Source organism: Erythrobacter sp. SN6-5, assembly GCF_057364945.1.
Genome location: NZ_CP200282.1, coordinates 576,433 through 597,831, shown reverse-complemented (window position 1 = coordinate 597,831; position 21,399 = coordinate 576,433). Strand labels below are relative to the sequence as shown.

25 protein-coding genes, 1 tRNA gene and 1 pseudogene are annotated in these 21,399 nt (G+C 57.8%); 16 read left to right on the top strand and 11 right to left on the bottom strand.

Annotated elements, in window-relative coordinates; all coding sequences use genetic code 11:
* Positions 1-13 precede the first annotated feature (13 nt).
* Both AC0V6Z_RS02925 and AC0V6Z_RS02920 read left to right on the top strand, forming a co-directional pair.
* Positions 14-217: a hypothetical protein gene (locus tag AC0V6Z_RS02925; protein ID WP_472639906.1), complete on the top strand. Its 204-nt coding sequence runs from the start codon at positions 14-16 to the stop codon at positions 215-217.
* A gap of 44 nt (positions 218-261) precedes the next feature.
* Entirely contained in the window at positions 262-552 is a 291-nt protein-coding gene (locus AC0V6Z_RS02920; protein WP_472639905.1) for a hypothetical protein, read from the top strand.
* Positions 553-575: 23 nt separating this feature from the next.
* Here AC0V6Z_RS02920 and AC0V6Z_RS02915 read toward each other — a convergent pair whose 3' ends face one another.
* A complete protein-coding gene (locus AC0V6Z_RS02915; RefSeq protein ID WP_472639904.1) occupies positions 576-2,009 on the bottom strand; it encodes a GGDEF domain-containing protein in 1,434 nt (477 codons plus the stop codon).
* Positions 2,010-2,279: 270 nt separating this feature from the next.
* Between AC0V6Z_RS02915 and AC0V6Z_RS02910 the strand changes: the two genes are divergently transcribed.
* The 3 genes from AC0V6Z_RS02910 to AC0V6Z_RS02900 are packed head-to-tail and all read left to right on the top strand — an operon-like array spanning position 2,280 to position 5,188.
* Positions 2,280-3,329, top strand: coding sequence for a ribonucleotide-diphosphate reductase subunit beta (locus tag AC0V6Z_RS02910; RefSeq protein ID WP_472639903.1), 1,050 nt, complete (start codon positions 2,280-2,282; stop codon positions 3,327-3,329).
* A gap of 60 nt (positions 3,330-3,389) precedes the next feature.
* Positions 3,390-4,346 carry a DNA cytosine methyltransferase gene (locus AC0V6Z_RS02905; RefSeq protein ID WP_472639902.1) on the top strand — a complete coding sequence of 319 codons (957 nt, stop codon included), beginning with the start codon at positions 3,390-3,392 and terminating at the stop codon, positions 4,344-4,346.
* Positions 4,346-5,188: an NgoMIV family type II restriction endonuclease gene (locus tag AC0V6Z_RS02900; protein WP_472639901.1), complete on the top strand. Its 843-nt coding sequence runs from the start codon at positions 4,346-4,348 to the stop codon at positions 5,186-5,188. Before AC0V6Z_RS02905 ends, AC0V6Z_RS02900 begins: the two co-directional genes overlap by 1 nt.
* Here AC0V6Z_RS02900 and AC0V6Z_RS02895 read toward each other — a convergent pair.
* From AC0V6Z_RS02895 to AC0V6Z_RS02870, 6 genes are all read right to left on the bottom strand, one after another.
* Positions 5,185-5,772 carry a hypothetical protein gene (locus AC0V6Z_RS02895; protein WP_472639900.1) on the bottom strand — a complete coding sequence of 196 codons (588 nt, stop codon included), beginning with the start codon at positions 5,770-5,772 and terminating at the stop codon, positions 5,185-5,187. The genes AC0V6Z_RS02900 and AC0V6Z_RS02895 overlap by 4 nt on opposite strands.
* Before the next feature lie 352 nt (positions 5,773-6,124).
* A complete protein-coding gene (locus AC0V6Z_RS02890; RefSeq protein ID WP_472639899.1) occupies positions 6,125-6,832 on the bottom strand; it encodes a hypothetical protein in 708 nt (235 codons plus the stop codon).
* Positions 6,833-6,871: 39 nt separating this feature from the next.
* On the bottom strand, positions 6,872-7,360 hold the full coding sequence (locus AC0V6Z_RS02885; RefSeq protein WP_472639898.1) for a thermonuclease family protein: 489 nt from the start codon (positions 7,358-7,360) through the stop codon (positions 6,872-6,874).
* A 190-nt stretch (positions 7,361-7,550) separates the two neighbouring features.
* Positions 7,551-7,949 carry a DUF4870 family protein gene (locus tag AC0V6Z_RS02880; RefSeq protein ID WP_472639897.1) on the bottom strand — a complete coding sequence of 133 codons (399 nt, stop codon included), beginning with the start codon at positions 7,947-7,949 and terminating at the stop codon, positions 7,551-7,553.
* A gap of 99 nt (positions 7,950-8,048) precedes the next feature.
* Positions 8,049-8,585, bottom strand: a complete 537-nt coding sequence (locus AC0V6Z_RS02875; protein ID WP_472639896.1) for a thermonuclease family protein — start codon at positions 8,583-8,585, stop codon at positions 8,049-8,051.
* A gap of 126 nt (positions 8,586-8,711) precedes the next feature.
* Positions 8,712-9,047 (bottom strand): BufA1 family periplasmic bufferin-type metallophore, encoded by a 336-nt coding sequence (locus AC0V6Z_RS02870; RefSeq protein WP_472640830.1) that lies wholly within the window; start codon positions 9,045-9,047, stop codon positions 8,712-8,714.
* A 251-nt stretch (positions 9,048-9,298) separates the two neighbouring features.
* Between AC0V6Z_RS02870 and argB the strand changes: the two genes are divergently transcribed.
* The 5 genes and pseudogenes from argB (at position 9,299) to AC0V6Z_RS02845 (ending at position 13,064) form a co-directional block, all read left to right on the top strand.
* Positions 9,299-10,201: an acetylglutamate kinase gene (gene argB, locus AC0V6Z_RS02865; RefSeq protein ID WP_472639895.1), complete on the top strand. Its 903-nt coding sequence runs from the start codon at positions 9,299-9,301 to the stop codon at positions 10,199-10,201.
* Between the two features lie 108 nt (positions 10,202-10,309).
* Entirely contained in the window at positions 10,310-10,603 is a 294-nt protein-coding gene (locus tag AC0V6Z_RS02860; RefSeq protein ID WP_472640829.1) for a YggT family protein, read from the top strand.
* 31 nt (positions 10,604-10,634) lie between these two features.
* Positions 10,635-11,529, top strand: a pseudogene (gene folD, locus AC0V6Z_RS02855) (bifunctional methylenetetrahydrofolate dehydrogenase/methenyltetrahydrofolate cyclohydrolase FolD).
* Positions 11,530-11,643: 114 nt separating this feature from the next.
* Positions 11,644-12,414, top strand: a complete 771-nt coding sequence (locus tag AC0V6Z_RS02850) for a hypothetical protein (RefSeq protein ID WP_472639894.1) — start codon at positions 11,644-11,646, stop codon at positions 12,412-12,414.
* A gap of 8 nt (positions 12,415-12,422) precedes the next feature.
* Positions 12,423-13,064, top strand: coding sequence for a MarC family protein (locus AC0V6Z_RS02845; RefSeq protein ID WP_472640828.1), 642 nt, complete (start codon positions 12,423-12,425; stop codon positions 13,062-13,064).
* A gap of 1 nt (position 13,065) precedes the next feature.
* Here AC0V6Z_RS02845 and AC0V6Z_RS02840 read toward each other — a convergent pair whose 3' ends face one another.
* From AC0V6Z_RS02840 to AC0V6Z_RS02825, 4 genes are all read right to left on the bottom strand, one after another.
* Positions 13,066-13,497, bottom strand: coding sequence for an MAPEG family protein (locus AC0V6Z_RS02840; RefSeq protein ID WP_472639893.1), 432 nt, complete (start codon positions 13,495-13,497; stop codon positions 13,066-13,068).
* A gap of 2 nt (positions 13,498-13,499) precedes the next feature.
* Positions 13,500-14,141, bottom strand: a complete 642-nt coding sequence (locus AC0V6Z_RS02835; RefSeq protein ID WP_472639892.1) for a TetR/AcrR family transcriptional regulator — start codon at positions 14,139-14,141, stop codon at positions 13,500-13,502.
* 184 nt (positions 14,142-14,325) lie between these two features.
* On the bottom strand, positions 14,326-14,937 hold the full coding sequence (locus AC0V6Z_RS02830) for an LON peptidase substrate-binding domain-containing protein (protein ID WP_472639891.1): 612 nt from the start codon (positions 14,935-14,937) through the stop codon (positions 14,326-14,328).
* Between the two features lie 7 nt (positions 14,938-14,944).
* The gene (locus AC0V6Z_RS02825) at positions 14,945-15,871 is read right to left on the bottom strand and encodes a tetratricopeptide repeat protein (RefSeq protein ID WP_472640827.1); all 927 of its coding nucleotides are present in this window, start codon (positions 15,869-15,871) and stop codon (positions 14,945-14,947) included.
* Positions 15,872-16,134: 263 nt separating this feature from the next.
* Here AC0V6Z_RS02825 and AC0V6Z_RS02820 point away from each other — a divergent pair.
* From AC0V6Z_RS02820 to AC0V6Z_RS02795, 6 genes are all read left to right on the top strand, one after another.
* Positions 16,135-16,209: transfer RNA gene (locus AC0V6Z_RS02820), tRNA-Gly, on the top strand.
* 648 nt (positions 16,210-16,857) lie between these two features.
* Positions 16,858-17,256 (top strand): ATP-binding cassette domain-containing protein, encoded by a 399-nt coding sequence (locus AC0V6Z_RS02815; RefSeq protein ID WP_472639890.1) that lies wholly within the window; start codon positions 16,858-16,860, stop codon positions 17,254-17,256.
* A gap of 14 nt (positions 17,257-17,270) precedes the next feature.
* Complete coding sequence (locus AC0V6Z_RS02810) at positions 17,271-17,759, top strand: P-loop NTPase family protein (protein ID WP_472639889.1); 489 nt, start codon at positions 17,271-17,273, stop codon at positions 17,757-17,759.
* An 11-nt stretch (positions 17,760-17,770) separates the two neighbouring features.
* The gene (locus AC0V6Z_RS02805) at positions 17,771-18,370 is read left to right on the top strand and encodes an ABC transporter permease (protein WP_472639888.1); all 600 of its coding nucleotides are present in this window, start codon (positions 17,771-17,773) and stop codon (positions 18,368-18,370) included.
* Position 18,371: 1 nt separating this feature from the next.
* Positions 18,372-20,477 (top strand): ABC transporter permease/M1 family aminopeptidase, encoded by a 2,106-nt coding sequence (locus AC0V6Z_RS02800; RefSeq protein WP_472639887.1) that lies wholly within the window; start codon positions 18,372-18,374, stop codon positions 20,475-20,477.
* A gap of 4 nt (positions 20,478-20,481) precedes the next feature.
* The gene (locus AC0V6Z_RS02795) at positions 20,482-21,351 is read left to right on the top strand and encodes a M1 family aminopeptidase (protein ID WP_472639886.1); all 870 of its coding nucleotides are present in this window, start codon (positions 20,482-20,484) and stop codon (positions 21,349-21,351) included.
* The last annotated feature ends 48 nt before the right edge of the window (positions 21,352-21,399 follow it).

The following is a 21,399-nucleotide window of genomic DNA, read 5'->3' as shown; positions in this document are numbered from 1 at the left end:
GCGCGAGGATAAAATGAGCTTAGATATTGTTTTGCCTGGGTTCTTATTGTTTGTCGCGATTATAGACATTCCGATTTTCATGTTCATGCGAGCGCGCGGGATGATGCGCGATAATGTCGTCAATCTGATGATGCTCGCTTCCGTTTCGCTTCCCTTGCTGGCCTATGTTATCTTGAAATTTGTCTTGCCGGATGTTGGCGCAATCGAGGTTTTTTGAGCGATGCAACCACAGATCTGGATTGGAATTGAGGCGGGACTATCATGAGCCCGCTGCGCGTGCTCACCGCGGCTGGATTGATTGTGCTGCTGTCCGCCTGCGCCAGCCAGATTGATGCCGGGGTCGCCAGTGATGAAGGAACGCCCGGTTTCCTGTGGGGCCTATGGCATGGGTTCGTCTTTCCATGGGCCTGGATAGGGTCTTTGTTCAATCCGGACATTGCCGTCTACGCCGTGCCCAATAAAGGCGCCTGGTATGATTTTGGCTTCTTCCTTGGCATCACGGTGTTGGGCGGGGGAAGCTTCTTCGGATCAAAGAGCCGCCGCTCTGATTAGGCGAGCCATGCGGCGCGCGGCCATCAAGCGCTAAGGCGCATCGGCTTTGCAACCTCGACCACTTCAATTCGGTCACGGCCACTTCGCTTCGCATTGTAAAGTGCCGCATCCGCCATCTCGATCAGATCTTCGCGCGGCAGCGTGGCTGTGGCTGGCGACAGCGCTACGCCCACCGATGTGGTAATGCGCGAGGTGTTGTTCACATTGGCAGGCAGCTTCATGGTCGCCACTGCATGGCGAACCTCCTCCGCCAGGCGCGCGGCATCGCCGGGCGCGCGTTCGCGAATGGCAGCGACAAATTCCTCTCCGCCATAGCGCGCGACAATTCCATCGCTATCGCTGAATACGCGCTGTAATGCGCGCGCGACCAGCAGCAGGCATTGATCGCCCGCCCGGTGTCCGTTGGTGTCATTGAACAGTTTGAAGCTGTCCAGATCAATCATCATGATCGCGATACGGCCACTTGAGAGCATGGCGCCCGCATCATCGGCCTGGCCCGCCGGTGTGATCTTCTTGGCGAAGGCCTGCTCAAAATAGCGCCGGTTACCCATCCCGGTGAGCGGGTCTCGCTCTGACAATTCGCGCAAAGCCCGGTTCGCTAACGTGAGCTCGCGCGATGTTTCGGAGGCACGTAGGCTGAGCAGGAAATTGCGCTGGCGCAGCCGTTCGATCCGGTATGCCAGCGGCAGAGTCGCGCCGCTCACCACGAACAGCAGGGCGAGGTAATCCAGATAGTGCGTAAAACCATCAGAGCTGCCAAGCATCACCATGCCAAATGCGGCGCAAATAAAGGCGGCGTTAAACGCCAACAACTGGCGCATGGAGTACGGAAAGACGATATTGGCGATGCCAATGATAAGTCCCGTGGCAGTGAGATAGCGCGCGGTATTTTCTGTCGGCATTTGTAACGCCAGATGGACGATCACCGCGACAAATGCGATCGGGGCTATTCCCAGGCAGACCGACATAAGCCTGTGCCATCCGCGCGCGCCAGCCATCAGGCCAAGAGCGGTGATGGGAATGATTACAATTGCCCTTAAGAAGGCCCCCTCGGCGGCTATTGCCGGGTGGATCATCAGATCAAGCAGGATCGTAGCAAGCCCGATCAAAAACCCGAGAACGAACAAGAACCGATGGTCAGATTTTTGCCGCGCCACGGTCTCGAGCGCATAGCTTTGGCGGATCGGCAATGGCCAGGAGCCTTCGGCAGAGCCATCGCGGATGACCGTGTCGAGCGCCGCAGCGTCGAGATACGGCCCGCTGGTGTCTGTATCGCTGGCTAGGCGCATCGCCGCTGCCTTGAGCGGGCGCAAAGGTGGCCGCTGGCAGTGTTTGAGGCGCTCGATCAGACACGCGAGCAGGCGCCGCACCAGCATGGCCGCCCGCATCCGAGCCAGCAGCCTCGCTTGCTGCGCGCACCAGCCCACCATGTGCTGGAAAGAATTGCCGTAAAACACCCATTACCGCGCGCCTAGCAAGAGGTGCTTAATTCTGGGTTAGGATCGCGTAATATGCTATGCACTTTATGCGCGCCGATGGCGGCACTTGCACCAGACGCGCGCGGGGCCGTTGCATGGGCTGCAAGGGCGCGGAAGAGGACGGATGCCCCCACACGGTTCGACTCACATTTTGCACGGTTTATCCCCGCATGAATCAACCTCCTTGCCTTCGGTTTCGTAGTTTGATTCCCTATAAGAGCCAAAGAACACCAATCTAAGGAACACCACATGTCGTTGCTCGAAGCCCGCAAGACCTACAAGCCGTTCGAATATCCGTGGGCTTACGACTTCTGGAAACGTCAACAGCAAATCCACTGGATGCCAGAGGAAGTGCCGCTGGGTGAGGATTGCCGCGACTGGGCGCAAAAGATCACTGAGCATGAGCGCAATCTGCTCACGCAAATCTTCCGCTTCTTCACTCAGGCCGACGTCGAAGTGCAGGATTGCTACCACGACAAATATGGCCGCGTGTTCAAGCCGACCGAGATCAAAATGATGCTCACCGCATTCTCCAATATGGAGACGGTGCACATCGCGGCGTACAGCCACCTGCTCGATACGATCGGCATGCCGGAAAGCGAATATTCCGCCTTCCTCGAATATGAGGAAATGGCCGACAAGCATGATTACATGCAGCAATTCACCGTCGACACCGACGAGGATATTGCCCGCACGCTCGCCATGTTCGGCGGCTTTACCGAAGGGTTGCAATTGTTCGCGTCCTTTGCGATGCTGATGAACTTCCCGCGCTTCAACAAGATGAAGGGTATGGGGCAAATCGTCAGCTGGTCCGTGCGCGACGAATCGCTGCACTGCGAAGGCATCATCAAGATGTTCCACACCTTCTGTGAAGAGCGTGATTGCCTGACCAAGGCGGTGAAGGAAGACATCGTTGATGTCTGCCAGAAGACCGTGCGGCTGGAAGATGCGTTCATCGACCTCGCGTTTGAAATGGGCCCGGTCAACGGGATGAGCGCGAAGGAAATCAAGAAGTACATCCGCTACATCGCCGATTGGCGTCTGGGCCAGCTGGGCCTCCAGCCGATCTACATGATTGATGAGCACCCACTGCCATGGCTCAGCCCGCTACTGAACGGCGTTGAGCACGCGAACTTCTTTGAAACCCGCGCGACCGAATACTCAAAGGGCGCAACCAAGGGCGACTGGAATACCGTGTGGTCCAGCTTCGACAACCGCCAGAAAGCGAACGCGGCGAACGAAGAGGCAGCGGACGAAGGCGGCCCGGATATGTTCGGAGAAACCGAAGCGGCGGAGTAGGGTTCCGCTTGACCGGAACAGACAAAGAACATATCGCTTGCGATAGATAGGGAGTATCGCATGCATTCCATCGAATTCTGCGCCGGTGCTGGCGGCCAAGCTCTTGGTCTTGAGCAAGCCGGGTTTCGGCATGAGGCGCTAGTCGAGATTGAACCTGAGTTTGCCAAGACGCTGAAGCTCAACCGCCCTCATTGGGACGTTCGAGCAACGGATATGGCGGAATTCGATGGAAGGCCGTTCCAAGGCTTAGAACTGCTAACGGCGGGACTGCCTTGCCCACCATTCTCGGTTGCTGGGAAGCAGCTTGGCGAGAAAGACGAGCGTAACCTGTTCCCTGCGGCGATCAGACTGATTGATGAGATTAAACCAAAAGCAGTAATGATAGAAAATGTCCGCGGTTTTCTTTCTGCTGTATTTGAAGACTATCGCGGGCAGCTTAAAAGGCAGCTTTCGAAACTTGGATATCACGTCGATTGGCGGTTGCTGAATTCATCTGACTTTGGCGTACCACAACTCCGCCCAAGAGTGGTGATTGTCGCGCTTCGAAAAGAACTTGTAGACGCTTTCGACTGGCCGGAAGTCCAGCCACAAAATCCGCCTACCGTCGGCGAGTGTCTGCGGGACTTAATGGCATCCAACGGCTGGCGTGGAGCTGATCAGTGGGCCGAGCGGGCAAATGAAATTGCCCCAACGCTTGTTGGGGGGTCAAAAAAGCATGGAGGGCCAGATCTAGGCCCGACACGTGCGCGCCGTGCATGGGCTTCGCTCGGTGTAGAGGGAAAAAGTCTGGCAAACGACGCTCCTGAACCGGACTTTGTTGGCATGCCTCGATTGACATTGAGAATGGCGGCACGAATTCAAGGCTTTCCGGATAGTTGGCAATTCTCCGGTGGCAAGACGACCAGTTATCGTCAAATCGGCAACGCGTTTCCGCCGCCAGTGGCCAAAGTTGTTGCACAAAAACTGAAGATGACGCTTAACGCGAAAGGCCTCTTTCCCGTGACGGCAGCGGCTTGATGACTGCATTTCTCACCGAAGCAAGACGAGAGTTTCACGCGACACTTCTTGGATCGATACTGACGGTCGACGCAAATGGCGTTCCAAGTAATGCTGATAGAGGAAGTAGAGTATCCAAAGCTATAGCTCTTGCTCTTCTCGACGAGATTGGAGACGTGTCAACTGCTGAGAAGTTGCCCGGCCAAACTGCTGGATCAAGCTTTGAAGAGATTTGTGCCCGTTTTGTAGCAACTTCTTTTGAACGCTTTTCTGGTCTCAGACCAGGCAAGTTTTTCGTAAGGAAAGGTGGGCAGATCGCCGAGTTTGACCAATATTCTCACCTTGATGATCTTGAACAGCTTGCTGCTCAATACCCACAAATGGCAACCGCTCTTGGGTCGGATTATTTGATTAAACCAGATGTTGTCGTCGGGCGCGAGCCGGAAGGCGACGAACAAATTAATGCTAACGGTCAACTAGTTGATAAAGTAACGGGACGTCATTCGAGCATCCGCGCTGTCAACCAAGAGTTGTGCACGCTGCATGCTTCGATAAGTTGTAAGTGGACCATCCGAAGTGATCGTGCTCAAAACGCGCGGTCAGAGGGTCTAAATCTCGTTCGAAACCGAAAGGGCAGATTGCCACATATTTGTGTGGTGACTGGTGAGCCAACCCCCGGACGGCTTGCATCTTTGGCGCTTGGCACAGGCGATTTAGATTGTGTCTACCACTTTGCGTTGCCTGAGTTGCAAAGAGCACTGCATATAGTTGGTGGTGACGACCGAATTGAGCAGTTGGAAACAATGATCGCAGGAAAGCGTCTTCGAGACATTTCTGATCTACCACTTGACTTGACAATCTAAACCCCGCCCAACAGTACCTTTGAATACCACACATGAAACGGGATCGCGGCTTTGACGAGCGGGCGGTCGGGCCGGGTCAGCCAGCTGCCAAACATCAATACCGTGCTGCCCTCGCCGGGTTGAACCGAGAGCCAGCTTGCGGTTGCGCCAGAGAAATCACGCAGCAGGATTTGCGGGTTGTTTGTGTTCCGCACGCCATCCGGCGTGCGATCTCCTCGGCCCTCGCGGGCCTGCGGGCGGGCGCCCCCGACTTCTGGCGCCCTTGCGGACCCTCCGGGTCCGTGCTCCGCGACCAAGCCTTCTGCATCAGTCTCCCACCGATCCACCACATTCCACGCCGCGAAGGTCTGCGCTTCGCCGCGCGCCAGCTTTGCCGCGTCTGCATTGCTCGCACCGCGTCCGATCAGGCCCAGCGCCAACCGCTCCGGCCGGAACGCCATGCTGCAATAAAACCGCTCGATAAACGCCGCCAACGTCACCTCACCCGGCACCGCGCGCGCAAAGCAATCGCGGTAATCATCCGGCCCGCCAAATTCGGCGAGCAGGCTGCCCTCCGGCACATCGCATGCGTTTACTTTTGCCATTGGATCATCCTTCGCGGCCTAGCGCACGCTTCACGCTACACCACAGGCCCGATGACGAATAGGCCGTGCGCAGCTCTGTCTGTGCGGCGGTGACGAGAATGCCCTTAACGAGGGCGGTTCGGACGATTGGGGCCGCTGAACCGAGGCATCAGGTCGCCAGCATTGCTTTCCTACAGGGACCCTGCGCGGGTATACAGCGTGGATGGATCACGTGCAGTTTCAATCGGAAAAAGCGATCAAAGGCACGCTTTGTGATCGATTGAATTTAAGCGCTAAGACAGTGTTCCAGGCGTTCCAAGCGTGGCTCAGCAGCGACGAGCCGAGCGCGGGTGAGATGGCGCGGAGCGTGCGCCTACACCTGGCCCCAGGCGGCGGGCGGGGCCTCCACCTCCTTCGTCAGGTCGAACTCAACCCGGAAGGTGCGGCCCATGTAGCGGCCCGGGCAGGAGCCATCATCGCCCTTGTCACGGGCCATGCGGATTGGGCGGTTGAGGGTATAGGCAAAGGTGGGCGTCTCGCTGTCCGCTGGGTCGACCTCGACACTCCAGATGTTGACCACAGAGGCGCAGTACGTGTCGCCGAACTGAGGACGCTCAAACAGGGCGATGCTCTCTGCATCGACGGGGAACTCCTGACGCATGGCGGTGCCGGCATTGGCGGTGTCGCCGCCATACATGGTGACCTCGTCCTCCTCGCCGTCCTCGTGGCGGTGATCATGCTTAAGGCGCAGACCGGCATCGGTCCTGGTGATCAGCCAGGTGCGCGATCGGTCCCAAACGCCGGGCTCGGTCTCGATGTGAAAGGGGATGGCGATGCGCGTATCGCTGCATTCGCGGACCTGCATGACCATGGCCTTGCCGACGAAGTCCGCATCCGCCTCGTCCTCGCTGGTGAGCTGGCCAGCATAGGCCTTGCCGCAATGGGTGGAGAGCGCGGCCCAGAACTCAGCCTGAGTGTCAGCGGCCGCTGGCAGCGCTACGTCTTCGGCTGGCTGGGTGCAAGCGACGGTGAGCGAGAGGGCGGCGATGCCTGGCGCGGCGAATCTGAGGATGGTGATCATACCGCGTGGTATCAGCGCGGCGCGGCCCGCGCCACCCGATCAGCACCAGTTGATGCGCGGCCCGCCCCACTCCTCGGCGAGGCCTTCGCGGACGAGCATCATGCCCAGGCTCTGGCCATTGCGGGTCACCACCTGGAGCGCGCGGCCATAGTGATCAGACGTGCGACCATCGGCGCTTTGCCCCAGGCTGAATGGTCCGGCGCTCAGCAGTGCCTGCATGCGTGCAGTCGCCTGATCGCCGAGGCGCGCCTCACGCGGGCAGGCGGGGCGAGAGACCTCTGGCGTGTCGATATCGGCGATGCGGATCTTGGTCCCGCGATACCAGATGGTGTCGCCATCGACGATGCAGGTGATCCGGCCAGAGCCGACGCAGACCGGGAAGTGGGCGCGTTCGGTGTCGGCGACTTCGCTCGCTTGGGCTTGGGCGATGCCGCTCAGCGACGAAGTGAAGGCCATGGTGATGAACGCGGCCAGGGACGCGCAAGTCAGGCGCAGGTGGAAGGGGAGGGTGCGGAGAACCATCCCCATGCAATGGCCCAGCAAGGCTCAAGGCATTATCCGGTCGAATCCTTAGGGCTGCTACGTATCGCGGCGCCGTCTGCGGACATGATGAGTGAATGGTATCACTGCCCAGCACTCAGATACGAAACGGGGCCAGCGCATGGCTAAGCCCCGATTGTGGGTCAAACGCTGCAAGCAGCGCGGTGTTCGTCCGGCCTTAGAACGCCAGCGTCTCTGGGTCCGGCATAGGCTCTTGCTTTTGCGCTTTCAGGAAGCTCATCACGCTGCGCACGCCAACCCAAACGGCGATAACTGGAAGCAGCAGAAAGCCGATCAGCACGATGGTCAGCAGACCTGCGACGATCGAGGCGACGAAGCCGATCCAGAAGGTGCGGATGAGATAGGTGAAGTGCGAGGCCATCCACGGTTCTTGATCTTCGCCCTGCCATATATGGGCAAGCACAACGCCAACAATGCCTGTGATCCCGGTCAGAAAGCTAGCAAGATAGAGCAGGCTGATGATGGTGGGGCGGTTGGCGTCAAAGCCTCCGTTATGCGGCGTGGGCTGACGATTGCCAGAGCTTGGCTCCGGGCTGTTGGTGTTGGTATCGTTCATTGCGTGATCCCCCATGAGATGCGTCTATATGCTTCTACGTAGCGAACCGTGCGGGTTGTGCAACTGCACCCGGGGGAGAAGAGGCAGGCTGCTGTGCTCTCATTCGCACCAATTGCGCGGGGTCGTGCCCCAACCGGATGGGGCGGCAAGATCGCGCCCGATCATGGTTTCAGCCAAGTACTCATGGCGATTGCTAGATTGCTTGCGCCTTACCTCGCGCAGCTCGCGGTTATATTGGTCATAGGGCGGCTGGTCCGCGCCGCTCCATTCAAACGCCGCGTCGTTCAGCCACGTATGGAGGAAATCGCGAGCCTGGATGGCGCGCGTCTGTTCCGCCTCGCAGGCCCCGTCCAGTTCTGGCGCGTCGAACCCGGTAAATCGGATCCGTCGGGCCCGTTCGCCAAAACCGATTGCCAGCGTATCGCCATCAATCACGCAACCTTGGACGGCCCTATCGCTGCGCATGGCACATAGGCCGTAGTCTTGCTCAATTCTGATCCATTCACCCTCAGCGGTCAGCGGGCGATACACGAACCACCACAGCGCGGTTACGGCCAGAGCCAGCACAATCACACGCGCCGTTGCCCACCAGCTTCTGCGCGAAATGCCTGATCGTCGTTTGAACATCGCCGCCATGTAGCAGCGCCACAAGCGGCAAAGCAAAGCCTGAGCGTAGCCTGCCAAAGCAAAGGGCCGCTAAGGATTGCTCCCAGCGGCCCTCATACATATCAGATCCGGGCCTCTGCCCAGATATTCGCCAGCTTAGGCAGTGATCTCGGTCAGCGAACCTTTGCCATTTGGCGTTTCGATGTCGACACATGTGCCAGCATCAACATAGGTCCAGGCGTTGCCTTGATAGTCTTCGGTGCTTGTGCCAGCGCAGCTCGTGCCTGGGCCTGCAGCGCAGTCGTTCTTACCAGCGAGCGAAACGCCGAAGCACTTCTCTTTTTCGCCGCCACCGGCCGCTGCGAGAGCTTCTGCTTCGGTGGTTGCTGCAGCTTCTTCTTCAGCAGCTGGGGCTGAACCGCCACCTGAACATGCTGCGGCAAGGCCTGCTGCGATTGCGAGAGTGAATGAACCTTTAGTGCGAGTCGTGATCATATTGTCCTCCAGAAATTCCAGTCGGCGGGGTAACGCATACACCGCCTCATGAGCAGTTCGCAGTCCGCGCTTTAAAGGTCTAAGCGCCCATGCAATTCAATTGCAAGCCCGAAGGTGCGATTTGGCGTGGCTGCAGCTCTGCACAGCGCTTTCCAGCGAGCGAGTTAGCCGCTAAGCGCTGCGCTTAGCGCCGAGGTTGTAATGGCCTCAAGGCGCCCGCGAAATTTGAACAAAGAAGAGCGTTATCCATGACCGCATCCAGCGAGACGCAAGCCCAAGAGATTGCCAAGGCGCAGGTCTTAATCGAGGCGCTGCCCTATTTTCAGCGTTATGCCGGGCGCACCTTTGTGGTGAAATATGGCGGGCACGCGATGGGCAATCCTCAGGCTGCGCGTGATTTTGCAGAAGATATTGTGCTGCTCAGGGCGGTCGGGATTAATCCGGTCGTTGTCCATGGCGGCGGCCCACAAATTGGTGAGATGTTGGAGAAGCTCGGCGTTGAAACCACCTTTGTGGATGGCCTGCGTGTTACCGATGAAGCGACCGCAAAGGTCGCGGAGATGGTCCTGTCCGGCGCGATCAACAAACAGTTGGTCGGCTGGTTGGCAGAGGCGGGCGGCAAGGCGCTAGGCATCTCTGGCAAGGACGGTGGGCTGGTGCGCGCACGCAAGGTGGAACGGACCACGCGCGATCCGGAAAGCCATATTGAGCAGGTGGTAGACCTCGGCTTTGTCGGCGAACCGGCAGAGGTGGACACCAGCGTGATCGACACTGCTGTTGCCGCCGGAATGATCCCGGTCATCGCGCCTATCGCCGCCGGGGAAGACGGCGCGACTTACAATATCAACGCCGATACGATGGCAGGCGCGATTGCGGCGGCGCTGGGTGCGGCGCGTCTGTTCCTGCTCACCGATGTGGCGGGCGTGCTTGATGCAGATGGCGAATTACTGACCGATCTCAATCCGGAGCAAATCGGCACATTGCGTGATAGCGGCGTGATCAAAGGCGGCATGGTGCCCAAGCTGGAGACTTGCGTAACAGCGGTCGAATCCGGCTGTGAAGCGGCGGTTGTGCTGGATGGCCGGGTGGCGCACGCAATGCTGCTGGAATTCTTCACAGCACGCGGCGCTGGCACGCTGGTGCACGCGTAAAACCACTGTTAAAGCTGGAATGAAGCGTATTAGTCGGGTAATACGGCCTTAGGGACTTCAACCGAGTGGTGCATGCGATGCCCCACCCACCAATGAAAAGACCAAATGATGCAAGGATTATACGCCGTTTACGACATTGTCTCGCTGCTCACGAGCGCGCTGATCATGCTCATCATCATTCAATTTGTGATTGGCCTGCTGTTCGCCTTTAACGTGGTGAGCCCATCCAATCAGTTTCTGATGTCGTTCTACAATTCGATTAACAGCCTGCTGGACCCGGTGCTGCGCCCGATCCGCAACATCATGCCAGCAACGGGTGCGATTGATTTCTCGCCTCTTGTGCTGATCATCACGCTGCAAATTATCCTGATCATTCTGGGCGCAGTGATTAACAGCGTTTGACCTCACTCAATTTCATCGGAAGCATGCCAGAATGACCGCCACACGAATTGACGGAAAAGCCTTCGCGGCCAAATTGCGCGAGCGCGTTGGCGCATCGGCGGCGGCATTTGCCGAAGCCGCCGGGCGCAAGCCGGGCCTGGCCGTGGTGCTGGTGGGAGAGGATCCGGCGAGCAACGTCTATGTCCGCTCCAAAGGCAAGGCGACCGTCGCCGCCAGTATGGAAAGCTTTGAACACCGCCTGCCCGCAGACACGAGCGAGGCGGATTTGCTCGCCCTAGTGGATCAGCTCAACAATGATGAAGCGGTCGATGGCATATTGGTTCAACTGCCGCTGCCTGGCCATCTCGATGAGCAATCGATCATTGCTTCGATCAGTCCGGATAAGGACGTTGATGGTTTCCACGTGATCAATGCTGGCTAAGCTGTCGGTTGGACAATCGGGCTTTGTCCCGTGCACTCCGCTGGGCTGTATGATGCTGTTGACCGACCGGCTGGGCGACCTTTCCGGGCTCGAGGCGGTTGTTATTGGTCGTTCCAACATTGTCGGTAAGCCGATGGCTCAACTGTTGCTTGATGCCAATGCCACCGTCACTATCGCGCACAGCCGGACCAAGGACTTGGCAGGCGTTGTTAAGCGCGCGGACATCGTCGTTGCGGCAGTTGGTCGGCCAGAGATGATCGGCAGAGACTGGCTAAAGGATGGCGCGACTGTGATTGATGTTGGCATTAACCGATTGCCGCCAGAACCCGGCGCGGAGAAAGGCCGACTTGTGGGCGACGTCGCCTATGACGAGGCCAGCGAAGTGGCCGCTGCGATCACGCCAGTGCCTGGCGGGGTTGGCCCGATGACGATTGCCGTGTTGCTGCGCAACACTTTGGTCGCCGCACATCGCAATGCGGACCTCGCCGTGCCGGAGGGGCTTTAGCATAAGCAAAATCCCGTTTGCCCTGAGCTTGTCGAAGGGCCGTTCTGTTACCAAGAGCGTCGGTGTAGAAATAAGGACAGTGCTTCGACAGGCTCAGCACGAACGGAGTAGTTGATGATCCGCGCATTTAATCGCACATTGGTGCTGGCCAGCTTGGCCGCGTTATCAGCCTGCGGCGCTCCGCAGCGCGGTCCGTCAAATGAAGTCATCAACCGCGCTCTCGTCGGTGCACCGGGCGAGGCTCAGCCAAGCCGTATTGTTGCGACCGAGATTGCATTTTCCCGCACCGGCAAGGAGCAAGGTGTCCGTACCGCGTTACAGCAATTCGCCACTCTGGGCGGCCAAATCCATTTGGGTGAAGGCCTGGTTAGTGTGGCCAGCGCTAACGGCTTCAACAATGATCCCAACGAAGCTCCTGCATGGGGCACGCGTAGTGTCTGGATGAGCTGTGATGGGGCGACTGCTGTCAGTCAGGGGCGCTTCCGCGACAAGGATGGAATTGTTGGCAATTACATCGCCGTGTGGGAGCGTCAGGCGGAGAACGACTATCGCTACTCCTATTTTATATTCGGTCCAGACAACCCGCAGCCGCCACCGCGCGAGGCTCCGCAAGAGGGCGATATTGTGGTGACCGCGCTCGATTCCATTCGCGCGGATGTGGCCGATTGCTCGCGCCGCGGCGAGACCATCCCGCCGCCGCCACCTGTGATAATTGGCGATGGCTACACCGAGGGCGGAAAGCTGTCGCGCGATGGCACTTTGCGTTGGCGTTGGCTGCAATACAGCGATACGCGCCGCCGGTTTGTGCTCGACTATCTGAGCAAGGGTAGCTGGCAGACTGCCTATGACGAGTCTCTTAACCTGGCGCTTGAGACAAGGGAATAAGGACCATGTTGCCCGAACTTTTCGTATCGGCTTTTGTCACTCTGTTTGTCGTGATCGACCCGCCCGGCTGTGCGCCGATTTATGCTGGTTTGACCAAGGGGGCGACACCCGCCCAGGCTCGTAATATGGCGCTGCGGGCCAGCGGGATTGCCGCCGTCATTCTCGTGATCTTTGCGTTCTTTGGCGAAGATCTGCTGTCGGCCTTGCATATCGAGCTCAACTCGTTCCGCATTGCGGGCGGGCTGATGCTGTTTTGGATCGCGTTTGAGATGGTGTTTGAAAAGCGCACGCAGCGCCGCAATGAACGCGCCGACAAGATCAGCGCCGACCCAGAAATTGAGGACGTGTCCGTCTTCCCAATGGCTATGCCGATGCTTGCTGGGCCCGGCGCGATCGCCGCCGTCATGCTGCTGATGAACGAGGCGGATGGAACCGCTCAAACCATCGAAGTGTTCGCGGCGCTTGGATTGGTACTCGTGATTACGGCCATTGCGCTGGTAGCGGCGGGTCCGCTGATGCGCGTGTTTGGCGATAAGGTGGAGGCGGTGATTACCCGCTTGCTCGGCGTTTTGCTGGCGGCGCTCGCGGCGCAATATGTGATTGACGGCCTGCGCGGTGCGTTTGCACTGGGCGGCTCGGCGATTTCCTGAGTTAGACCGCCGCGGGCAAGTTTGAAAGGATCCCGTAGGTCAGGCCTACCGCGGTTAGCAGTGTGCCCATCGCGCCCATGGCCCGCATTCCTGCGAAGACTTTGCGGCCTCCGGAAAGATCTTCGCCGTGCGACCCTGCGAGCGATGAAAATCCAAGCGCGTGAAGCACGCGAGCCACGGCGAACAGGACGCATAGCGCGAAGACATATGTGGTTTGCCCCACCATTATCTCAAGCAGGGCAATTACCGCCAGAAAAAGCCCGGAATTTTCAGCCAGATTGCCATGTCGGCGCACCTTGCGCTCCAGATCGCGGTCATCGCCATTGCCAATGAATTGGCCTTTTGATCGGTGCAGGCCAACGCTCAGCATTAAGCCGACTTGCAAAACTATCAGGAAAGTACCCAGGAGTGCGGAGTATATTGGCAGGTTCATGATCAATTCGCCTTCGGGTCAAGAATGTCTGTTTCGGGAAAGCCAATCAGGCTGAGCGAGGCGTGACCGGCGTCCAGAATGCGTTCTGGTTCGGATGAGAGGCGCGCTGAAGTGAAAGCTCCGTGGAGCAATTGAGTAAGCGTGCGCCCCAGCATCTTTGGATCGCCTGCTGCATGGCCAGAGGCAATGGCATCCGCCGCGATTTCGCGCATATGCGCCTCGACCGCGTCGAATATGCGTGCTGCCTCAACGCGCACTTCTGGCATGTCCTGGCCAAGCTCCAGCGCGAGGCCGACAATAGGGCAGCCATGCACATCGCCCTCTTCTTTGCAAAGTTCAGCATGCACGCTGTAGATATGATAATAAATGCCTGCGAGGCGGGCCTCCGGCGCTGGATTGTGCTCCGCGCTGGACTGGAAAACCATCTCCAGAGTGGCGGCTCCATGCTGTTTGACAACGGCGAGGGCTAAATCACGCTTGTCGGCGAAATAGCGATAGATGGTGGCTTTGTTGACTTCCGCTGCGCTGGCCACCTCGTCGACGGCAACGCCGTGGAAATTGCGGCGCCAGAACAGGCTGACGGCAACAGAGACGATGTGGGCGCGGGTGCGCTCACCACGAGTGGCAAAGACCTGAACATTCATAAGTAACCGTTTAGTTCGGTTGGAGGCAGGGTGCCAGTGTTGAGCTGCGACTTGGGGTTGCAAAGGCCGCTGGGTCGTCGGTCCAATCGATCCGATGCGCCACAAGGCCAAGTGGCCGCCCGCAGCGAGGCGATCTTTGATCGCATGAGCGAGGAAATCGCAGTCCGGATGGACCGCGCCAGACCTATTGCAGCGTCATAATCTCTTCGCCGCCATCGCCGTGGCCAAAGAATTGCATCAGCTGGATCAGCAGTTCGCAGCGGGCATGGATATTCTCAGCCTCAAGCAATGCCTGCTTGGACGCGGGATCAAACGGAGCGATTTGCGAGACGCCATTGATGAGCGAGAAATCATCGAGCCGTTCGACCGAATCCCAATCAACGCTGTAACCCTGTGCGCTCGCGAACCGGCGCGCCTCTTGTTCAAAGCCTGCGCGCTCAATCGCGCTCAGCACGTCGTTCTCGTCATCTTCGATCAGCTCGCCTTCGACCTGGCGAAAGGCGGTGGCGACATCCAATTCGCGGATCAGCTTAAAGCGGGCCTCGCCCTCAAGGATCAGGTTGTAGCGGCCATCTTCCATCGCCTCGACTTCACCAATGCGCCCGACGCAGCCGATCGTATAGAGCGGTGCGCCGTCGATTGAACGTTGCGGCTGGATCAGAGCGATCTTGCGGTCCCGCACCAAGGCATCACCCACCAGCGAGCGATAGCGTGGCTCAAAGATATGCAGCGGCAATTGCAATCCTGGAAACAGGATCGCGCCGGGCAGGGGGAAGATGGAGAGGCGGGTGGTCATGCTGGGCTTAGCCGAACAGGATCTTTGACAGGCGGCGGCGAGTGGCGACAACCCATTCGTCTTCCAGGCCGGTGGCTTCAAAGATTTGCAGCAGCTTGGCTTTCGCCGCGCCATTGTTCCATTCACGGTCAGCGGTGACCATGGCCAGCAGCGTGTCAGCCGCGGTATCGCGCTCTCCGCCCGCAAATGCTGCCTCGGCATAGGCCAATTGCGCATCCATATCCTCTGGTGCGGCCTTGGCGGCGCTTTGCAGTCCGGCAAGCTCGCCATCGTCAACCTGCGTTCCGGCAAGATCGAGCGCGCTTCTGGCCGCGGCAATCGCCGGGTCTTTCGCCAGGCTCTCGTCTTCTTCGATCGCAGCCAAAACCTGGCCCGCTTCCTCGGTCTTGCCCAATTGGATGAGCGCACGGACCAGGCCAGAATGCGCAATCGCATGGCCGGGCGCAAATTCGGTGATCTGTGCGAACATGCCCGCCGCACGGTCCGCATCGCCTTCCATCAGCGATTGCTCCGCCATGCCGATGGCTTGCTCGATTTCTTCTGGCGTAGGCCCTTGGGGTTCGCCATCGGCCGCGTCTGCCTGGATTGGCAATTGCGAGAGCAGTTGATCAAGCGCACCCTTCAATTGCGATTCGCTACGCGCGCTGGTCAGGTCGGCAACCGGCTGACCCTGAAACATCGCGTAGACAGTCGGGATAGACTTGACCTGAAACTGACCGGCGATGAATTTCTCTTCATCGACGTTGAGCTTCGCCAGAACCACACCCTTGTCGGCGTATTCAGCGGCGACTTTTTCCAACATCGGGGCCAGCGCCTTGCACGGCCCACACCATTCCGCCCAAAAGTCTAGGATCACCAGTTTCGTCTGTGACGGCTCGACCACTTCAGTGCGGAACCGATCAACCGCCTTTTGCTCTTCAAGATTGAGACCCATGCTGGCCAAGGGGTTTGCTCCTGTTTGTGCCGCGCGTATGTGCGCAATTGCTGTGACACCACGCAATGTGGGGCGCGGGGCGATGAATGTGAAGGTCTGAGTTTTGCTGGTGCGGGCGCGTTTGGCAATCGGTCAGTTGCCAAACCATGAGACTTTTTGCGGCAAATGACTTTTAGACTTGCAGGCCTGCGTGCTCGCTGCTAGCTGCCCACCTCCCCGGCGAGGAATAGCGAATCTATCGCATCCACGCAGAGCGTCAGTGAGCGGGCGTAGCTCAGGGGTAGAGCACAACCTTGCCAAGGTTGGGGTCGGGCGTTCGAATCGCCTCGCCCGCTCCATTTTCTTCTTAAAACCAGTGGTTTATTCTAACGCCGTTTTCTCGGTCGCTGATTTCGTGCATGTTTGGATCATCTTCGGATATCCGGATCCCGACATTTCCTCGGATTAAAACCCAAGTCTCAAGATGGCTCCATTTCGATTCTCAACGCGTGGAGAACGCTGGTTAGACATCTTCGGGAGTTCAGGTGACTGTTGACGCCATTTCTTCTGACTCGCACTTTCAATCCCAAGTGGCTCCGGATTGCTGACTGAGCTGACTCATTTGAGGAGGCAGGGCCAGCGTGGAGCTTTTCAATCTAGCGCAGCGCCGGCTCTGCCTGAGCGCAAGATAACGGGCTGGCACCCGGACCCATCGCTTTGCGTTGGGCTTCCAGAATCGCATTCACCCATTACCGAACTCGCTTGAACGGATGGCGAGGACCAGGAGCCGGAAGGCAACAGTTTGTTGGTTGGATGATTGAGCTCGGAAGCAGGTTGTCAGTTTCGATCCAGATGTTGGAAATATGCACGGTCTGTCTGAATGTGACATCGTGGGTGAAGCAAGGCAATGAAGCGACCCAAGGTCGAACAACACATACTTTTCGACAGAGGCGCTTTATCAATGTATTACACCCTGATACCTCTCTCCCAAACGGAGGGATTGTATTATGCTCGAGCTGAACGGCGTCACCCATGTTTATGGGAACGGAACACGAGCCCTTAACAACGTATCGCTGACCATACCCAACGGGATGTTCGGCCTGTTGGGGCCCAATGGGGCGGGCAAGAGCACTCTGATGCGGACGGTCGCCACGCTGCAAACACCGAGCGAAGGCACGATTAAATTTGGCGATATCGATGTGCTCGCTACACCTGAGAAACTACGCGAAACGCTTGGCTACTTGCCGCAAGATTTTGGCGTGTACCCGCGCGTTTCCGCTTACGACATGCTCGACCATATGGCCGTGCTCAAAGGTGTCGCGTCCTCCTCCGAACGAAAAGACACGGTCGAAACATTACTGGCGCAAACGAACCTGTGGGACGTGCGTAAGAAGGCCATTGCCTGAGCTTTTCTGGGGGTATGCGGCAGCGTTTTGGCATTGCTCAGGCCTTGATTGGCAACCCTCAGCTTATCATCGTTGATGAGCCAACCGCCGGTCTAGACCCGGAAGAGCGCAACCGCTTCCTCAACCTGCTAGCCGAAATCGGTGAGAACGTTGTGGTCATTCTTTCAACCCACATTGTTGAGGACGTATCGGACCTTTGCCCTAACATGGCCGTGATCGTACAGGGCGAAATCAAGCTTGAAGGCGCCCCTAAAGACCTGATCGAAAGAGCCCGTGGCACCGTCTGGGCGAAGACGATTGACCGTTCTGACCTCGAAAAGGTGCGGGAGCAGTACGAAGTCATCTCGACCCGGCTTTTCGCCGGACGGACCATCGTGCACATCCTGTCGAATAACGATCCGGGAGACGGTTTTACGGGCATCGATGGAGGCCTCGAAGATGTCTACTTCTCGACGCTTGCGCATTCGCGCCGTGATGTTCCTACTGCTTCTGCAGCGGCCTGAGGAGGATCGGAATGTTCGGTAAAATCACCGCATTCGAATTGCGCTATCAGCTGCGTAATCCAGTTTTCTGGGTTGCCGCTGTCATATTCTTCCTGATCACCTTTGGTGCGGCGACCAGCAGTGACATTCAGATCGGCAGCGGCGGAAATGTTAACGCCAACAGCCCGCTTGCCATCATTCAGACGCATCTGATTTTGACGGTGTTTTTCATGTTCGTCTCTACCGCATTTGTGGCGAATGTGATTGTGCGTGATGATGAGAGCGGTTTTGGGCCAATGGTCCGTTCGACGCAGGTCGGGAAATTCGACTATTTGCTTGGGCGATTTTCGGGCGCATTCTTAGCTGCGGCTCTAGCATTTGCGACTGTCCCGCTGGCGATCTGGCTCGGTTCGCTTATGCCCTGGGTCGATCCAGAAACTCTCGGACCGAACAAGCTATCGTACTACGCCAGCGCCTATTTCGTGTTCGCATTGCCAGGCATGTTTATGGTCTGCGCGCTGTTCTTCGCAGTGGCGACCATGACCCGGTCAATGATGTACACCTATGTCGCGGTTGTGGCGTTCCTGGTCCTTTGGACGGTTCTGATTTCAGCAGTCCAGGGCTTAGCCTGATTTGCAAGATACCGCGGCATTGTTTGAGCCGTTTGGTCTTGGTGCTCTTGCTAATGCGACCCGCTATTGGACCGCGGCGGAATCCAATGTTCTGGTACCCGCGTTAGAAGGCGGATTGCTGGCTAATCGTATCATCTGGATCAGCTTTGCATTGGTGATGCTGGGCCTTGCCTATTGGCGTTTCAGCTTCACAGAGAAGGGCGTCTCCAAGCGCAAGCTGCGGAGGGAAGCCAAAAAGCAGGCGAAGCTTGCCAAGGTTGAGCCGCGTATTGTCGACACTCTCCCAGCTCTGCGTCCAGAGAATAGCGCATGGGCGCGGCTGGTCACTCGGACCCGGTTCGAGGTAGCGCAGGTCATCAAACACCCGGCATTTTTCGTTCTGATCCTCGTCGGTCTGTTCAATACATCGGGCGCTTTGCTCCTCGGCAATCAGCTGTATGGCACGCCCAGTCGTCCGCTGACATTTACGGTCATTCCTATCCTGCAGGGCGGTTTCGGCATCATCCCGGTTATCATCGCCATCTACTATGCTGGCGAGCTGGTGTGGCGTGACCGCGACCGCAAAATGCATGAGCTGATTGATTCCACATCGGTCCCCGGGTGGAGTTACATGGTGCCAAAGACGATTGCTGTCGGCGTCGTCTTGTTCACCGCACTTCTGGCAAGTGTCATGTCAGCCGTCCTGATCCAGTCCATTCGCGGGGCCACGCCAGAGATCGGCAAGTACCTCGATTGGTACCTGTTGCCCTTTTCTATCAACATGCTGATTACCGCAATCCTTGCCGTGTTTGTGCAGGCGCTTAGCCCGAATAAGTTCGTCGGTTGGGGCGTCATGGTGATCTACATCGTAGCGCAGCTTGTACTGTCGAGCCTGGGCTTTGAGCATCCGCTCTATCTCTACGGTTCGACGGGCGGAAACCCGGTTTCCGACATCAACGGGAACGCCGTTGGGGATGCTCTTGGGTGGGGGCTGAGGCTATATTGGGGCGCTTTCGCGCTGATCCTTGCTGTGCTCGCGCACTTGCTGTGGCGCCGCGGCGCGGACGCTGCGCTGAAGCCGCGCCTGAAGCGATTGCCCGAGGGCCTTAAATCGCCTGCAGGTGCCATGTTGGGCGTTGGCGTTCTGCTCGCTGCTGTTACTGGCGGTTATCTGTTCAACCAGATGAATCGGGTGGAGCAGTACCGGACTAGCGACGACAATGAAGCGACGCTTGCTGAATATGAGAAAAAGTACCTCCAGTACGAAACTCTGGTGCAGCTTACCGTCACGCAAGTCAGCCTCGAGGTTGATCTCTTTCCTGAGGAGATACGGATGGAGGCGAGGGGACGTTATGCGATCCTCAATGACACCGACGAGGTGATTGAGCATCTGCATGTGCGCCTGCCAGATGCAGATGCCGAAATCCTGGGCATTGAGGTGGCGGGCGCTACGCTCGAGACCAATGATGAGAAGTTCAAGTACCGCATCTATCGGTTCGATGAGCCCTTGGCCCCTGGGGCGACCAGCGAACTGACTTTCGAGACTAGGCGTTGGCAACGCGGCATCCGTGCAAGCGGGAACGATACGCGCCTTGTGAAGAACGGCACCTTCCTGAACAATTCAGAATTCGCGCCGCAAATCGGCATGAACCGTTCGGGCCTGCTGCAAGATCGGGCGACGCGCCGTGAATATGATCTACCATCTGAGCTACGCCCTGCGCCGCTTGGAGACGAGGCGTCGAGGCAGGAGAACTATGTTGGCGCAGACTGGGTTACAGCTGACATCACGGTGACGACCGATGCTGGCCAAACGCCCATTGCGCCGGGTGTGCGCGTATCGGACGAGGTCGAAGGGGGCAGGCGTACGGCGCGCTTCGTTTCTGAAAGTCCAATCCTCTCGTTCTTCTCCATTCAGTCCGCCGACTACGAAATTGCGACGCGCAATGTCGATGGCGTAGAGCTGCAGGTCTATTACCACGAGACGCACGACACCAATGTTGAGCGAATGCTCGATGCTTTGGAAAAATCGCTCAAATACTACCGGGCAAATTTGGGACCATATCAGTTCCCGCATGCGCGCATCATTGAGTTTCCCGGCTACGCCAGTTTCGCGCAGGCTTTCGCCTAGCACGATGCCTTATTCGGAGAGTATAGGGTTCGTCGCCGACTATGCTGATGAAGGTGACATTGATGCAGTGACTTATGTTGTCGCCCACGAGGTCGCCCACCAATATTGGGCGCACCAGATCATCAGCGCTAACCAACAGGGCGGGACGATCTTGGTCGAAACCATGGCGCAATATTCCGCGATGATGGTGATGAAGGAGATTTATGGGGAAGACCAAATGCGGCGCTTCCTCAAATTTGAGCTCGATAATTACCTCACTTCACGAGGCGGCGAAGCGATTGAAGAGCTACCGCTCGTCCAGGTTGAGGATCAGGGCTACATCCACTACCGCAAAGGCGCAGTCGTTATGTATCTGCTTCAGGACAGGCTTGGCGAAGACCGCGTCAATGTGATGCTGTCTGAGCTGCTCGATCGCTATCGCTTCAAGGGGCCTCCTTATGCGATCTCAACCGATTTGGTAGAGGGCTTTGAAAGCCTCGCCCGCAATACTGAAGAGCGCCAGCTGGTTGAGGATCTGCTGCGCAAGATCACGCTGTATGATCTCAAGGTTGAAGAAGCACAGAGCAGCGAATTGCCAGATGGTTCATGGGAAACAGTCATCACGGTGAGCGCGGCCAAATTCTATGCCGATGGAGAAGGTGCTGAGACAGAAGCGCCGCTAGCCGACCAGATAGAAGTGGGTGCGTTTACGGCCCGACCTGGCCTCGGGGCGTTCGATAAATCGAATGTCCTCTTGATGGAGCGACAGCCGGTAAAGAGTGGGGAGCAGCAAATTCGGATCGTCACTGACAAGCAACCGACATATGTCGGGATCGACCCCTACAACAAATATGTTGATCGCAATTCCGATGACAATCTGTTCGAGACCGGTTGAGACGGAGCACTCGTCGGAAAGATGAACTGGAAGCCGCTTCAAGGTTTG

What these genes read in the sequence shown, in the direction of transcription:
- AC0V6Z_RS02925 (WP_472639906.1), top strand. Translation starts at nt 14, where the DNA reads ATGAGCTTAGATATTGTTTTGCCTGGGTTCTTATTGTTTGTCGCGATT.
- AC0V6Z_RS02920 (WP_472639905.1), top strand. Translation starts at nt 262, where the DNA reads ATGAGCCCGCTGCGCGTGCTCACCGCGGCTGGATTGATTGTGCTGCTG.
- AC0V6Z_RS02910 (WP_472639903.1), top strand. Translation starts at nt 2,280, where the DNA reads ATGTCGTTGCTCGAAGCCCGCAAGACCTACAAGCCGTTCGAATATCCG.
- AC0V6Z_RS02905 (WP_472639902.1), top strand. Translation starts at nt 3,390, where the DNA reads ATGCATTCCATCGAATTCTGCGCCGGTGCTGGCGGCCAAGCTCTTGGT.
- AC0V6Z_RS02900 (WP_472639901.1), top strand. Translation starts at nt 4,346, where the DNA reads ATGACTGCATTTCTCACCGAAGCAAGACGAGAGTTTCACGCGACACTT.
- AC0V6Z_RS02895 (WP_472639900.1), bottom strand. Translation starts at nt 5,772, where the DNA reads ATGGCAAAAGTAAACGCATGCGATGTGCCGGAGGGCAGCCTGCTCGCC.
- AC0V6Z_RS02890 (WP_472639899.1), bottom strand. Translation starts at nt 6,832, where the DNA reads ATGATCACCATCCTCAGATTCGCCGCGCCAGGCATCGCCGCCCTCTCG.
- AC0V6Z_RS02885 (WP_472639898.1), bottom strand. Translation starts at nt 7,360, where the DNA reads ATGGGGATGGTTCTCCGCACCCTCCCCTTCCACCTGCGCCTGACTTGC.
- AC0V6Z_RS02880 (WP_472639897.1), bottom strand. Translation starts at nt 7,949, where the DNA reads ATGAACGATACCAACACCAACAGCCCGGAGCCAAGCTCTGGCAATCGT.
- AC0V6Z_RS02875 (WP_472639896.1), bottom strand. Translation starts at nt 8,585, where the DNA reads ATGGCGGCGATGTTCAAACGACGATCAGGCATTTCGCGCAGAAGCTGG.
- argB (WP_472639895.1), top strand. Translation starts at nt 9,299, where the DNA reads ATGACCGCATCCAGCGAGACGCAAGCCCAAGAGATTGCCAAGGCGCAG.
- AC0V6Z_RS02860 (WP_472640829.1), top strand. Translation starts at nt 10,310, where the DNA reads ATGCAAGGATTATACGCCGTTTACGACATTGTCTCGCTGCTCACGAGC.
- AC0V6Z_RS02850 (WP_472639894.1), top strand. Translation starts at nt 11,644, where the DNA reads ATGATCCGCGCATTTAATCGCACATTGGTGCTGGCCAGCTTGGCCGCG.
- AC0V6Z_RS02840 (WP_472639893.1), bottom strand. Translation starts at nt 13,497, where the DNA reads ATGAACCTGCCAATATACTCCGCACTCCTGGGTACTTTCCTGATAGTT.
- AC0V6Z_RS02835 (WP_472639892.1), bottom strand. Translation starts at nt 14,141, where the DNA reads ATGAATGTTCAGGTCTTTGCCACTCGTGGTGAGCGCACCCGCGCCCAC.
- AC0V6Z_RS02830 (WP_472639891.1), bottom strand. Translation starts at nt 14,937, where the DNA reads ATGACCACCCGCCTCTCCATCTTCCCCCTGCCCGGCGCGATCCTGTTT.
- AC0V6Z_RS02825 (WP_472640827.1), bottom strand. Translation starts at nt 15,871, where the DNA reads ATGGGTCTCAATCTTGAAGAGCAAAAGGCGGTTGATCGGTTCCGCACT.
- AC0V6Z_RS02815 (WP_472639890.1), top strand. Translation starts at nt 16,858, where the DNA reads ATGCTCGAGCTGAACGGCGTCACCCATGTTTATGGGAACGGAACACGA.
- AC0V6Z_RS02810 (WP_472639889.1), top strand. Translation starts at nt 17,271, where the DNA reads ATGCGGCAGCGTTTTGGCATTGCTCAGGCCTTGATTGGCAACCCTCAG.
- AC0V6Z_RS02805 (WP_472639888.1), top strand. Translation starts at nt 17,771, where the DNA reads ATGTTCGGTAAAATCACCGCATTCGAATTGCGCTATCAGCTGCGTAAT.
- AC0V6Z_RS02795 (WP_472639886.1), top strand. Translation starts at nt 20,482, where the DNA reads ATGCCTTATTCGGAGAGTATAGGGTTCGTCGCCGACTATGCTGATGAA.